The sequence below is a fragment of the Candidatus Wallbacteria bacterium genome, assembly GCA_028687545.1.
GTDB lineage: Bacteria > Muiribacteriota > JAQTZZ01 > JAQTZZ01 > JAQTZZ01 > JAQTZZ01.
On sequence record JAQTZZ010000074.1, the window covers coordinates 1 to 13,216 of the forward strand.

Genomic DNA, 13,216 nt, shown 5'->3' on the forward strand with positions numbered 1-13,216 from the left:
CACCATCACATCAGCGGAAAAATTTCCGCTCTTGTGCTTGAAGCTTCCGGAATAAGGCACTTTCGCTTCAGTCATTTCTATTTTGGAAAGCGCCATGATCCGGGAAATCAGATGCACGCCCAGGCTCAATGGTGCTTCTGTCGCCAGTATGATTGCTCCGTTGACTCTGACACTGACGCGCAGGATTTTTTCACCTGGTTCGAGGTGAATATGGCTGGCGCTTTTCCGGAGAGCAAGCTGCAGAAGATTATCCAGAAAATTGGCGACTGCACTGTCTCTTGCGGTTGTGTCAAGTGTACTTCTATCCATGGGGTCCAGAATAATCTGTCTTTCCCTGACTGCGGTCAGCAGTTTCAGCGAATCTTTTAACCTGGGCGAATATTCCCTGTATTCGGCAGTCAAGTCAAACTCGTCAAGAATTTCGACTGATTCCTCAGTCGGTGAATCGGTTTCCGGCACAGGTACTGGTTTTAAAACCTGCACTTCTTCTTTTTCTTCAGCAGGCGGAGATACTGGTTTTGATTTGATGATGGAACCGGATGGGCCAAATACCTCTTCCTGCATGCGCAGTATTTCCTGTTCGTCAGCGAGCATGCATCTGATCCTGAGATTTGTGGCCAGTCTGATCTGATCAAGTTCCCTCACAGTCTCAGCATCATCCTCTGCAATGGCTACAGTAATATCAAACTCGGACTTATCGATAGGAATCGCCCTGCATTTCATCAGCACTTCCGGCGGAGCCAGTTTCACAACCGACAGATCGGGCTTCCTTCCTTCGAGGTTGACGAACTCGAGAACCGGCCTGAGATCACGGATTTTGTTGATCACGACCTGCTTGACCTGATCGGTGTCCACAAGATATTCAGTCAAAAGCTGTTTCTGCTCTTCGCTCTTTTTCCAGGCTGCATCCAAGGCTCCAGCGGTAAGATATCCCATCTTCACCAGCTGCTTGGCCAGTCCTTTTTCCTTGATCCGCGAGATTTTAAGCTCCTGCAGATCCAGTTGTCTGGAGATGGCATCCAGATCTATCTTGCCGAGAGCATTGATGATCTCCCCTTCCCTGGCAAGGTAAAATTCCAGCTTGTACGGGAAATTTGTATTGAATTTATTGAAAAAAGTCAGATCGTCAAGTCTGCTCACTGCCAGCCGTAAAAGATCCTGTTCGGAGTTGATTGGAAGAAAGGGAACCTGCTTCATTTCATCGGGCTTGAAATACTTTAAAAGATTCAGCTGGGGAGTAAAATTGATCAGGCTGATGAAAACGGTCTGATGCATCAGAGCATCAAGTTCCAGCGACTGTTCCTCATCGAGCAGGTTGTGCTCAACCAGGATCTGCTGCAGTTCCTTCTTATGCTGCTGCTGTTCATTGAGAGCTGTGTTCAGCTGCTCCTCGCTGATCAATCCACGTTCGATCAGCAGTTCACCCAGCAGCTTCTTTTTATCTGATGTAAAGGCAGAAGCTGTGATGCCGATGGTTTCAATTTTTTTATATCTGATACACTCAGGGTCATTGACGTCAAAGTGATAGGGAACATTTTCAAGAATGTTGGCGACAATCAATTCCAGGTATTTTCTGGTCGTCAGCATCATTTTCACTGGTACTGAAAGGATTTTTTCGATCTCAGGCTGCATCCGGAGCCTGATTGTATTGGATACCAGCACGCTGATTGCTCCGTCCTTGAACTGGAACGGCAGTATTCCAAATCTCTTGATGACAGAGGGCGGTACGCGAGCCACTATTTCCCGGTTGATCTGAATTTTGTCCTTTTTCAGATCGAGAAAGGTAATTCCATCCTGCTCTGCGAGAACTTTGAGCAGCTCCTCTTCCTTTACCAGATTAGCTTCGATCAGGATTTCGCCGAGAAATTTTTTTGAAGCAGCCTGCTGTTCTATAGCCCAGTGGAGCTTATCTTCTGAAACAAGATTTTTTTCAAGTAATAGTTGACCAAGTTTCTTGCGAAATTTGAACTCGTTTTCAGCCATGCCGACCTATTTTTTTTTCCGGGACTTCCGCTCCTTCTTGTCTCCGGTTTCAACAGATAAATCGGAATCTTTCTTTGACATATTTTCGGCTTTTTCCGATTTTTCCTGAATGTCAGTCCCGAACGCCTTCACATCAGGATCGTCAGGATAGCGCTTTATTGCTTCGGCATAGAATTTTTTAGCGTCATCCAGATGGGAAAGTTTGAGATGGACACGGGAGAGGTGAAATTCGATCATTTCATAGTCGGGTTTTTGTTTTTGAATCATCTCGTATGCGGCGAGCGATTCGGCATTTTTTTCGTTTGCTTCTAGGCACCCGGCTAATCCGCATCTCAGTTCCAGGTCATCTTTGGACAGGCTGATGGCTTTTTCGTAATACTTTAAAGCTTCCTTGTGCTCTCCTCCCAGAGTGAAGAGATTGGCTAGTTTCTGCAGGGCAATCAGATTGGTCGGGTCCAGAAGCAGTGCTTTGCGGAACTCGACGATTGCCTGCGGGATTTCATTTTTAAGCAGGTGCAGCATTCCAAGGCGGGTAAACAGTCGCGGTGTCTTCTTAGTATTCATCTGATCCTCCGATCTAATAAAATTTATCGTTCCACTTCCAGCAGCAGCTGGTCTTTGGAAACTGTTTTTCCTTGTTCCACGGCGATTTCCTTTATTTTTCCGGCAAAAGGAGCGCGAAGTTCGTTCTCCATTTTCATGGCTTCCAGTATCAGCAAGAGCTGCCCTGCCTCGACCTTCTGCCCTGCTTCCACAGCTAGAACAAGCACCTTGCCTGCAAGATTAGCCCGCAACTTACCGCTGACTGTCTGCTCCTGCGCCTGCTTTTTGATCCGGACGCTGTCAATCCGGTCTATCACCAGCGGAAATTCCTCCCCGTTCAGGATTACGCTTTTAGGGTTGCCTGACAGGTCATATTCCACCTCAAACTCATGATATCTTCCATCAATGAAAGCGCCATTCCCGACCCATCTGAGACGGTGTATCGCATTCCCGGACTGTAGTTCAATTTCATTTTCCAATTCATTGGCTGTTATCTTGAATTCCTTGTCCCAGATCCTGATTCTGCAGTTCATCGCTTTCCTCCTATAGTCCGCGTTTCTGCATGAGCGAAAGTCGTCCCATGGCACTCCAGATGCTCTCCCTGGCCTGCGGCTTCTTGCTTGCGGCCGTCGGATTTCTTTTTTCCAGAAGAGCAGCGGCCAGTTGAGCAGCGGTCTCGGAATCTTCCAGGTATTTCCTGAACTGCTTGTGCTTGAGCTGCTGATCAATGAAATCCATAGTCAGCCGCCCTTCCTGGAAATATTTACTGGTTATTAGATTACGGATGAAAGTGGCATTGTTCACAAGTCCCTTCAGAAACAGGCAATCCAGTGCCAGGCAGGTGTGTTCGATGACCTCAGAGCGAATTTTACCGCTGACCACCAATTTCCCCAGGAACGGGTAATCCCCGATTCCGATCATTTCCCCGGGGAGAAGGGGCGTGGAAAAAAATGCTCCGGCTGCAAGAGGATCGAAGCCTATGGAAAAGTCCTGCACAGCTCCTGAGCAAGGTCTGAAATTATCCTGCCAGCGTTCAGCGTAAATCCTGGATTCAATTCCATAATTTCCTTCCTGAATTGAAAATGGCTCAAATTTGCCGGTCTCTGCTATCTGCAACTGCAGTTCCCGGAAATCCACTCCATAATTTTTCAAGAGCAGCTGGTATCCAAGCGGGATAAACGGATTCAGACAGGAGAAAAGAAAATCATCTGTCACAACGAATTCAAGGCTGCCGACCGAGCAGAAATCAAACCCGGCTAAGATCTTCATGGCGATTTCATAGAGCCTGCTCCGTTTCTTTTGATCCAGGAACGGGGCCGGGGATTCCAGAATGATTTTCTTGAAATGGCTGCGGGCGGAAGTATTGATTTCCGGAAAAATTACGACACTGCCGCTCCCGGATTTTGCAAACGGTACTTCGATCGTGTAGCCACCGGGATAATAGCGCTCAAGATAAACTTCCTGGTTTCCAAGCAGGGAAAAGGATTCTTTCTGCGACAACAGGAATTTATCTTTGAATTCACTGTTTTTTCCACAATATTGAATCCCGTAATTAAGGTAACCGAAATTCGGGATGACAGAGAGCGGAAAACCAAATTTCACTGCTGCAGGAGACGCCTCGCTGGTGTTATAAAGAAGTCCGCTGTGTTCAACTGTCCTGACACCGAGTTGCCCTGCCTGCTCCAAAATTCCGTTTCTGTTGCGGGCCCGCTCGAGCTGGCTGGCTTGAGGTCCGAAAAACATGATTTTCCGTTCTTCACACAGCCCGGCCAGTTCAGGGCTGGAAGCCAGATACCCGTAGCCAGGATGCAGAGAATCACATTTCTCCTCCTGGGCGGCCTTCACAATTTTCTGCGCGTCCCTGTAAATCCTGTGCCCTTCACCCGAAAAGACAACCCGGTCGGCAATCCTTGCAGCAAGGCTTGTCTCGTCTTCAGTGGAAACAACTAGAACTGTCTTCTTTTTTTTCAGCCTGAAAAAGGAAATCAGATCGCAGGCTATTTCTCCCCGATTCGCGATCAGTATTTTTTCAACCATAACTCCTCTTTGTCTTTCTTTAATACCAACCTATAAACCTACCAACTTACAAACCCCTTTGGAGCCACAAACGATTAAAGGTCAGTGGTTCTTATAAAGGTATGTTCCCATGTTTCCTGGTCAGCCCCTGCGAGCGCTTTCCAATCAGCGAATAAAGGCCTTTGATCAGATGCACTCTCGTCTCCGCGGGCTTGATGATCCCGTCGATGTAACCAAGGGCTGCAGCCACATACGGCGTGGCGATTTTGTCCCTGTAATCCTGTACCAGTTCCTTCCTCTTTTCCTCGATGTTTGAAGCACTTTTCAATTCGTTCCTGAAAACAATGTTGCAGGCACCTTCCGGACCCATCACGGCAATTTCAGCAGTAGGCCACGCAACGTTGTAGTCTCCACCCAGATGTTTTGAGCACATCACGATGTACGCCCCGCCGTATGCCTTTCTGGTGATGACTGTCAATTTCGGCACAGTGGCTTCAGCGTATGCATAAAGCATTTTGGCCCCATGCTTGATGATTCCTCCATACTCCTGGTTTTTGCCGGGCAGGAAACCCGGAACGTCCACCAGGCTTACCAGTGGTATATTGAAGGCATCGCAGAAACGGACAAAACGGGAAGCCTTGAATGAGCTGTCGATATCAATAGTCCCTGCCAGAACAATCGGATTATTGGCCACTATTCCAACAGTAAATCCGGCCAGCCTGGCCAGTCCCACCACAATGTTGCGGGCAAAATCGCGGTGCACTTCAAAAAATTCGCCGTTGTCGACAATCTCACGGATCACCTCGTGTACATCATAAGGTTTGTTAGGGTTGTCCGGCACTATCTGTTCCACATTAGGGATCAGCCGGTCTATGGGATCGTCTGTTTCGGCGAAAGGCGGGTTTTCCAGATTGTTGGAAGGAATGTAACTGATCAGCTTCCTCACCTGGGCCAGACAGTCCTCGTCGTCTTCAGTGGAGAAATGAGCGACTCCGCTGATCTCGTTGTGGATCCTGGAAGATCCGAGTTCGTCGAATGAAATATCCTCGGAAGTGACAGCTTTTATCACCTCAGGGCCTGTGATAAACATATATGAAGTGTCTTTGACCATGAAAACGAAATCCGTGATCGCGGGTGAATAAACAGCCCCTCCCGCGCAGTTTCCCATGATGCAGGAGATCTGAGGTATCACCCCTGAAGATTTGGTGTTCCTGCAGAAAATGTCTCCATACCCGCCGAGGCTGAGCACACCTTCCTGAATCCTGGCACCGCCGGAATCATTCAATCCGATGAATGGTGCCCCATTCTGCAGAGCCAGGTCCATCACTTTGCAGATTTTTTTCGCGCACATTTCGCCCAGTGAACCACCGATCACAGTAAAGTCCTGGGCAAACACATATACAGTGCGGCCGTCGATTTCACCGAAACCGGTGACTACCGCATCTCCATAAAATTTTTTATTTCCCATCCCGAATTCATTGCAGCGGTGAACTACGAAACGGTCAAGCTCTTCGAAGCTTCCTGGATCCAGCAATTTTTCAATCCTCTCACGCGCTGTCAATTTTCCGTCCGAGTGCTGCTTTTGGATCCGCTCGCTTCCGCCACCGATCTGGGCTTGTCTGTTTTTTTCGGCTAAGACTTCAAGCATTTCCTTCACTTCAGTTCTCCTCTCCTCTGTTAAGACTCAATGACAGACGCTGACAGAATCGCTCATCGTCCTGAAGCATTTGTTTGTCCTTGAACCCTTCCAGGATAATCGCGCATTTATTCTTGTCTCCCGGAAAAATCGGTACACCGATGATTCCTCCTTCAGTCTCGATGCTCAAATGATATTTATTCACCAGTTCGCTGGCGCTGGAAATCACTGCGTGTTCTTCGGTCACTGCTTTGCAGAGAGCTTCTTTACACTGCAGCGAGAGTGCGTTTTGCTGCTCCCTTCCACTTTTCTGAGTCTGGGTCCAACCCTGGGAAGGGTCGAAAAAAAAGAGTTCCACGTGCTCGATTTTCAACCGGGTCTGGAGCAGAGTGACCACGAATTGCAGAAAATCCTTTCTCCCGTTGTAAAGCGCTTTGATGATCTCTTCTGAAATCTGGCAGTAGGCGGTATAACGGACCATCTTCTTTTCCAGATAAAGGTCGTCTTTAGGAGAACTTCCAGTCGCGTTTCTGGATTCTTCCTTGACCTTGGTAGATTCTTTCTGCGCCACCTTCAGTTCGTATTGCAAGTCCTCCAAGTCCTTCTGCCACTTCCTCTGCTGCAGCCAGGCGGCAAAGCCGAACAAGTAAAAAAAGCAGATTAGAAAGATGTTGACTATGAATCCTTTTGCAAATTCACTGCTTTTCTGAACATCCGGATCAGGGTAGAAAAAATACACATAAATGATATGAAGAATCGCAAGCACAGTGACTGTCGCCACCATTTTTCCCTTTTCGAATCTGCACCCAATAATCATAATCGTGATCAAAAAGAAATTTACGTAATAAAAATAAGGGAGAAATTCATCATGCACGCCAAACAGTGAAAGAAAAAAAGAAATCAAAGAAATCAGCAGTCCGGCGATCAGGTAAAAATCAAGTTGCTCTTTGAAAGTCTTATCTTCCATGTTTTTCCTTTTTCAGAACATCCTTCTTGATTAGGTCATTCATTGATTCTGCCGGGGCAGCCTCTGCCTCGGTTTTTGCGAAAAGCTGATAGTCAAAAACCACCTGCCGCCTGGCCATGATCAGATCCATGGCGCGGTTGACCTGCGATTCAGGATTACTCTTCATCCGCTGCCCGGTCAGGAAGGAAGTGAAACAGATTGCCAGCAGAAAAAAAAAGGCTATAACATGTTTTTGCATACAGTCAGGTTGTATACTCCGATCGATTTCAATTTGCCTCTGAGCCGGAAATCCCCAAGTTTATCTCCCTGGACTTTGTCTCCGAGCAGGGAAAAAAGTGATTCCGGCACCAGAATCTGGCCTGCCAGCGACAAATCTTCCAGTCTGGCGGCAGTATTCACCACATCGCCGATTGCCGTGAATTCCATTCTTTTTTCGGACCCGATATTGCCTACGACCGCTCGGCCGTAATTAATCGCCTGCCCTATGGTCAGGGAAAAATTATATTTCTTTCTGAACAGCTCGTCGAGCACAGCGATTTCCTTCTTGATCTTGAAAGCGCATTCAACAGCTTTCCGGTAAGGGTTTTCCATCGGCAGCGGAGCTCCGAAGAAACAAAGCACCGCGTCGCCCATGAATTTGTCGATCGTACCCTGATGATCAAGGATCACTGTGGATGTCAATTTAAAAAAACTGTTAAGCAGTTCCACGACCCGCTCTGGGGGATTGCTGTCGGAAAAGGTGGTAAATCCACGGATATCCATTAAAAGAATCGCTATCTCCAGCGATTCCCCTCCCAGTGAGATGCCGTCCGCTCTTTCGAGCAGCTGGTTCACCAGTGCCGGGGAAACATATTTTTCAAAGGTCTCTTTCAATTTAATCTGTTTTTTCCGGTCGTTTTCACTGAGTTTTCTCATCCTGGTCAGCTCTTCGCGCTTGAGGTTGAACACTTCGGCATTTTTCAGGGCGATCGTGGCAGAAGAGAGAAGCGCATTGAGCAGCAGGCGTTCATCTTCCCCGATTTCTTCCCGTTCACGCTGTTCTATGATGATGATGCCTTTGACTTCACCGCTGACCAGCAGTGGGGCAAGTACTTTGAACGCAAGTTTGGATCGTTTTGCAATGCTCAGAAGCTCCGGCTGGCGCTTCATGTCAAAGGTAGTGATGATTTCCCGCCTGCTGACCAGGTAACCCAGGACCTGATCGTCGCTGATTCTGAGCTTCCGCTCGGAAAGCTCCTGCACCTTGCCGCCTGCAACCCGGAAATTGCTGATGGTATAGATGTCATCCTTGTTGGGATCTACCAGATAGATCTGCCCGGACTGGGCCTGCAGCCCCTTGACCAGAATTTCCGTCATGGAAGAGCCGATTTTTTCCACATCCACTGATGACGTGATTTCTCTGATGTTCACCATCAAGGCGTAAAGTTTGATGGTGCGTTCAGTCAGTTTTTCTTTGATGGACTGGATCGCTTCAAAATTGCTGTTCAACTGCCCTTCCAGGGTCACGGTCCTGTTCTTCAGGTTTTTCATCTCTGCCCGGGACCTGCTTGTTTCATCGAGAAGGTCAATGTAGTTCTTATTGACAACCGACAGGGAAATCCCCAGCAGGGCGTATGACAGGCACACGATCCATGATGGTCCGAAGGCAGGGGTGAAATTGAGCACATAGAAGATCGGAGCCATTACAGAAATCACAAGCGTGATCGTGCAGCCTTCCTCCATTCCAAGAGTAGCGCCGTAGATAATGATTCCCCAGTAACAGAAATAGGTGAAAACCGGGGGGACATTTTTGCTGAAAATGAGATGGAAAAGGAGAAACATGAACAGCACGCCCAAGAGATACACAAGCTTTCGCCCGCTTCGCTCAAACACCGTTCTTTTGGATTCAGGCATTACCTGCGACTTGGAAACGGATTCCTTTTCGTCCCTCACCAGAGAATACTTCCCATAGATCTCTGTGAGAATTCTCTGGGCAGTGGAAGAAATTACCGGTTCCATGTCTTTGGACAGTTTTTCGAGAATCTTCGCGAAACTTGAATCAGCGGTACCTTTGAGAGAATCGAGCAGTTTGAGCTTGATGTCAAGCGAGGTTTCTTTCTGCTGAAGCATCTGATACCAGGTGTTTTTCAGCTCCTTGGAAAATTCATTTAAGAGAATTTCCAGCAATTGCCTTCGATCCGAATGATTCAGGATCAATTCCTGAAGTTCCGGATGCTGGGTAGCCGTGCTCTTCTTGCGGTGCAGTGATTCAGCCGCCAGTTTGAAAATTTCGCTGTTTGAGTGAGACAGCAGGTAAAAGATGAACAGATACCCGCCTGATTCGAAATTCAGTTCAGCCATCTTTACCAGGACCTGGATCAGTGGAAAATCGTCGCTCTCCACAGCGGGCTGAAAAAATTCCGGGTACAGTTTCCATTCCAGCCGGTGGGTTTCCACCAGCTGTTCAAGCATTTTCTGCCGTTTCACCTTGTCGGGCTGAGTGAAAAACAACTCCTGCAGCTTTTTTTGATTGAACCCCTGCGGGTCGTCCAGATGCTGAAGGAATAATTGTTCGATTTCTTCAGGAGGCAGCAATATCTTTGGATTATTCATATAAAAATCGGCTCTGCTGTTTGAAAATTTTAATTATATTACATGTTTTTTTAATGATTCTCAACTTTTCCGGACATGTTGCAGGAACGGTCAGAAACCGTTCCCTACTGAAAAGCATTTTCCAGATGTTCGATCTTCCAGTCGATGATGTTGATCACGTCAAATCTGAAATTGTAATTCTGATATTCCGGATGGATGGCTATAAAATAAAGGGCTGTTTTTTTTATGCGCTGCTGCTTAGCCCGGTTGACGAGAAAACCGGGATCCATGCCAAAAGCTGTTTTCCGGGTTTTAACTTCCACAAAAACCAGCTGCTCCCCACAGGACACGATCAGATCAATTTCCCCAAACCTGCTGCGGAAATTTTCTGCCACCAGGGAGAAACCCAGCTCCCGGATATATTCAGAAGCCCGGTGTTCTCCGTGCTCTCCCAGTTCTTTCCTGCTATTTCCCGAAGCCAAGCTTAGCCTCCGTTTCTTTTCTCTCAAGTCTGTCCCTGGCATCCCGGCAGATTTTTCCGATCGCGCTCAATTCCCGCGGCTCGAATCCGGACTCAGTAATTTCGCCTTCCAGTGCTTCTAATGCCGGCATACTTCTGAGAGTCTTGGCCCTCTTCCAGAATTGATAAAAAAGCGGGGGGAAAAGACCTGATTTGACAGGTTCGAATGTTTTGCGGTGCTCTGGACATGGTCCGTACAGCGAAATTGCCAGCAGATGATCCAGGGTTCCATACCCTTTATGCGCGGCAAACCCGTAAGCCGGATACTTCTGACCCAGTTCCAGCATCAAATCGTCACGATGGACCTTGGCGAGGATTGAGGCAGCTGCTATCGAGAGAGACTTGTCCTCTCCTCTGATCAGGCTTTGGTACGGAATTCCAAGATCCCCAAGCTTCACTGCGTCGATCAGCAGATAGTCCGGACGAAGGCCAAGTCCGCCGAAAGCTTTCAGCATGGCTTTTTTTGTGGCTTTCAGGATGTTCAGATCGTCAATCTCTTCCCTGGATGAAATCCCAAAGGAATAGCCCACAGCCCGGGTAATAATACCAGGATAAAGTTTTCTCCTGGCGGAATCGCTGAGCTTTTTGGAATCCCGTACACCTTCCAGATCGAAATCTGCTCTGAGTATCACACAGGCTGCCACTACGGGACCTGCCAGCGGACCGCGTCCGGCTTCATCCATACCTGCGACGGCGCAGAATCCCCTTTTTTTCAGTTCCAGTTCGATTTCAGAAAATTGCACTTTTCCAATTCCTCTGCCACAGCTTACTGATTCAGGATCACTTTTCCATCAAATTGCATAAGACAGGCCTCTTTTTCCTGGTCCAGCATTCCCCTGAATCTGAGAAAATTCAGATCCATGTATGTCAGAAAGATGAACATGCGTAAAAAAATGAAAATAACGGCGTAAGTTACTGCCAGGGCCAGACAGATCAGCAGCAAGGCAAACAGGAAGGTCGCAGGGTATAAAAGGATCTGGATGCTGAATGTCAGCATGAAAAGCAGCACTGACAGCAGGATGACGATCAGGCTGAGCGGAAGTCCCACTGCAATCACGATGATTAAGACTGCTTTGGCATAGAAATAAGCCAATACTGTAGTCAGTATCCCTTTACAGAGCAAATATCTCATGATTGCTGACCATTTTTCGCAGAAAAAAATCAGGAAGGTCCTGCAGCAAAGAGAGACAGAAAGATCCCTGGTGGCAAGCCAGGGTATCAGAAAAAAGAAAAACAGGCCCAGGCAGACATTTCCCAGCAGTGCCAAAAGATTCGAGAATCGCACAGCCTGCGCTCCGGGAGCTCCGAATCCGGAACTGTCGAACATAACCTGCAGAATTCCGGAAGCAGCGAGATATGCTGCAGGCAGGAAAAAGAACAGCAGGGCTGAAGCAAATACCAGAGCTGCAAAACTCCCTTTTTTCTTAAATTCATCCAGCAGCCTGCGCTCAATCCCGGCCGTGAACAGTGTGGAAAAAAACAGGAGCAGGAAACGGAATTGCCAGACCAGTGCATAAGCCGTCAGCGCTATGATCAGGGCGATAAACAAAAAAACAGGCCCCAGATGCTGCTCAATGATGCTGCCCAATTTCTGCTTCTGCTCGCCAAACACTTCCTTGGCTACCCTCAGTTTTTCCTCCAGATCAGGATCAGCCGATTTCAGCGCACTTTTGATGATTTCAGTGTAGGCGGCATCCGATCCCCCTTTCAGGGACGAAGCGGTGTTGAAGAACAAACCGGCAAATGAAAGGTTCTGGCCGGAAAACCAGGCTATGCAGTAAATCAACGCTAGTGATGCGTATGTTTTCCAGGTCATTTTCCTGACAAGATTCCCGGAATTGCACCAGGATATTTTCATGATCTCAAAAAAACTTTTATTCATTCATTCTCCTAAAAGCATCCCTGGAAATGTCTCCAGCATCCCGATCCCGCTGATCGCAGCCGCATTTTCCGGATCTTCTTCCAGCACTTTCCGCCAGTATGAAAGAGCTTCCGCGGTCTGTCCGGTTCTGTAATAATACCGGGCTCTCAAATTCCATCCCTGCACTATTTCCGGAATAGAATCCAGGATTTTTCCCAGTTCCGGCCAGTTTTTCTCCTCTATCTGAACCTGCGCGATCAGCAGGTTGATTTCCTGATCCTGCAATCCTTTTGAAACCCATGTTTCAGAGAGCTTTTTTGCTTCCGCGTTTTTTCCCTGAATCAGAAAATATCGGAGGAGATAAAAAGTTTTCTGCCGTTCATCCTTGAATTTGTCGACTTCGGTCTGGAAGCGATTCCAGTCCTTCAATTTCCAGAGAGCCTGAACTTCTTCGTTCAGATAGCGGTCATCCGAAGTCTTTTCATACATCAGAGCCGCGTCCGCCTGGATCAGTGCGGCATTTTCCATTGCAATCGAAAGTGCCAGTTTTTTCTCCTGATCCTTCCGGGTCAGTTCCCGATATTCTTCGTAAATTCTGGCGCTGCGGCTGATCGCATTCTGGATATCCAGGGACTGCGGATCCGGACTGAGGCTGCGGGAAAGGGTGATGTATGCCGCTGCTTCGGAATAATGAAATTCCCCGGCCAGTTCGCTGGAATAGTTCCTCAGTGCAGAGGCGTATAAGTGTTTGATCCTCTTTTCACCTGAGTCCAGGGGCTTTCCATAGGGAAGCACCAGATTTTTCCAGCAATTGTCGTTTTCCGATAAATACAACTCTTTTTGGCCGTCAAGGGCATACAGATGTCCGTAGTTATTGAAAAAATAGGTAGTCTCTCCGGGATGTTTTTCGGCGCTGAAAACTCCTGTCAGACCGCCATGCGCCAGTCCCTCAGACAGAGCCTCCGGTTCCAGCCCCAGATATTTCCTCAAATAATCTCTGTACCATGGAATACTGATCAGAGAACTGTCCACCACCATGATGTCTGTGCGTATTTTTTCAGCGTACTGTGCGTAAAACAGGGGAAAAGCCAGTTCATCTCCTGATACCAGCAGTATCGA

Annotated in this window: 12 protein-coding genes; all 12 read right to left on the reverse strand. The window is 47.8% G+C overall.

Annotated features, from left to right (window positions below):
- Positions 1-1,983 (reverse strand): hypothetical protein (locus PHW04_18015; GenBank protein MDD2717786.1); only part of this gene is annotated, 1,983 nt, incomplete at its 3' end.
- A 6-nt stretch (positions 1,984-1,989) separates the two neighbouring features.
- Positions 1,990-2,547 (reverse strand): tetratricopeptide repeat protein, encoded by a 558-nt coding sequence (locus tag PHW04_18020; GenBank protein ID MDD2717787.1) that lies wholly within the window; start codon positions 2,545-2,547, stop codon positions 1,990-1,992.
- 23 nt (positions 2,548-2,570) lie between these two features.
- On the reverse strand, positions 2,571-3,059 hold the full coding sequence (locus tag PHW04_18025; protein ID MDD2717788.1) for an acetyl-CoA carboxylase biotin carboxyl carrier protein subunit: 489 nt from the start codon (positions 3,057-3,059) through the stop codon (positions 2,571-2,573).
- A 10-nt stretch (positions 3,060-3,069) separates the two neighbouring features.
- Positions 3,070-4,563, reverse strand: coding sequence for a biotin carboxylase N-terminal domain-containing protein (locus PHW04_18030; GenBank protein ID MDD2717789.1), 1,494 nt, complete (start codon positions 4,561-4,563; stop codon positions 3,070-3,072).
- Positions 4,564-4,654: 91 nt separating this feature from the next.
- The gene (locus PHW04_18035) at positions 4,655-6,190 is read right to left on the reverse strand and encodes an acyl-CoA carboxylase subunit beta (protein MDD2717790.1); all 1,536 of its coding nucleotides are present in this window, start codon (positions 6,188-6,190) and stop codon (positions 4,655-4,657) included.
- Positions 6,191-6,200: 10 nt separating this feature from the next.
- A complete protein-coding gene (locus PHW04_18040) occupies positions 6,201-7,145 on the reverse strand; it encodes a hypothetical protein (GenBank protein MDD2717791.1) in 945 nt (314 codons plus the stop codon).
- Positions 7,135-7,383, reverse strand: coding sequence for a hypothetical protein (locus tag PHW04_18045; protein MDD2717792.1), 249 nt, complete (start codon positions 7,381-7,383; stop codon positions 7,135-7,137). The genes PHW04_18040 and PHW04_18045 overlap by 11 nt, the downstream gene beginning before the upstream one ends.
- On the reverse strand, positions 7,365-9,737 hold the full coding sequence (locus PHW04_18050; GenBank protein ID MDD2717793.1) for an adenylate/guanylate cyclase domain-containing protein: 2,373 nt from the start codon (positions 9,735-9,737) through the stop codon (positions 7,365-7,367). Before PHW04_18050 ends, PHW04_18045 begins: the two co-directional genes overlap by 19 nt.
- Before the next feature lie 104 nt (positions 9,738-9,841).
- Positions 9,842-10,198, reverse strand: a complete 357-nt coding sequence (locus PHW04_18055) for a YraN family protein (GenBank protein MDD2717794.1) — start codon at positions 10,196-10,198, stop codon at positions 9,842-9,844.
- The gene (locus PHW04_18060; GenBank protein MDD2717795.1) at positions 10,182-10,979 is read right to left on the reverse strand and encodes a ribonuclease HII; all 798 of its coding nucleotides are present in this window, start codon (positions 10,977-10,979) and stop codon (positions 10,182-10,184) included. Before PHW04_18060 ends, PHW04_18055 begins: the two co-directional genes overlap by 17 nt.
- Positions 10,980-11,002: 23 nt before the next feature.
- Entirely contained in the window at positions 11,003-12,118 is a 1,116-nt protein-coding gene (locus PHW04_18065) for a hypothetical protein (protein ID MDD2717796.1), read from the reverse strand.
- The coding region (locus tag PHW04_18070) for a tetratricopeptide repeat protein (protein ID MDD2717797.1) at positions 12,119-13,216 on the reverse strand (1,098 nt) is incomplete at its 5' end. It abuts the gene before it with no gap.

Bases quoted from the DNA above. Each gene is read 5' to 3' on its own strand.
- PHW04_18020 (MDD2717787.1), bottom strand. From the start codon at position 2,547: ATGAATACTAAGAAGACACCGCGACTGTTTACCCGCCTTGGAATGCTG.
- PHW04_18025 (MDD2717788.1), bottom strand. From the start codon at position 3,059: ATGAACTGCAGAATCAGGATCTGGGACAAGGAATTCAAGATAACAGCC.
- PHW04_18030 (MDD2717789.1), bottom strand. From the start codon at position 4,563: ATGGTTGAAAAAATACTGATCGCGAATCGGGGAGAAATAGCCTGCGAT.
- PHW04_18035 (MDD2717790.1), bottom strand. From the start codon at position 6,190: ATGCTTGAAGTCTTAGCCGAAAAAAACAGACAAGCCCAGATCGGTGGC.
- PHW04_18040 (MDD2717791.1), bottom strand. From the start codon at position 7,145: ATGGAAGATAAGACTTTCAAAGAGCAACTTGATTTTTACCTGATCGCC.
- PHW04_18045 (MDD2717792.1), bottom strand. From the start codon at position 7,383: ATGCAAAAACATGTTATAGCCTTTTTTTTTCTGCTGGCAATCTGTTTC.
- PHW04_18050 (MDD2717793.1), bottom strand. From the start codon at position 9,737: ATGAATAATCCAAAGATATTGCTGCCTCCTGAAGAAATCGAACAATTA.
- PHW04_18065 (MDD2717796.1), bottom strand. From the start codon at position 12,118: ATGAATAAAAGTTTTTTTGAGATCATGAAAATATCCTGGTGCAATTCC.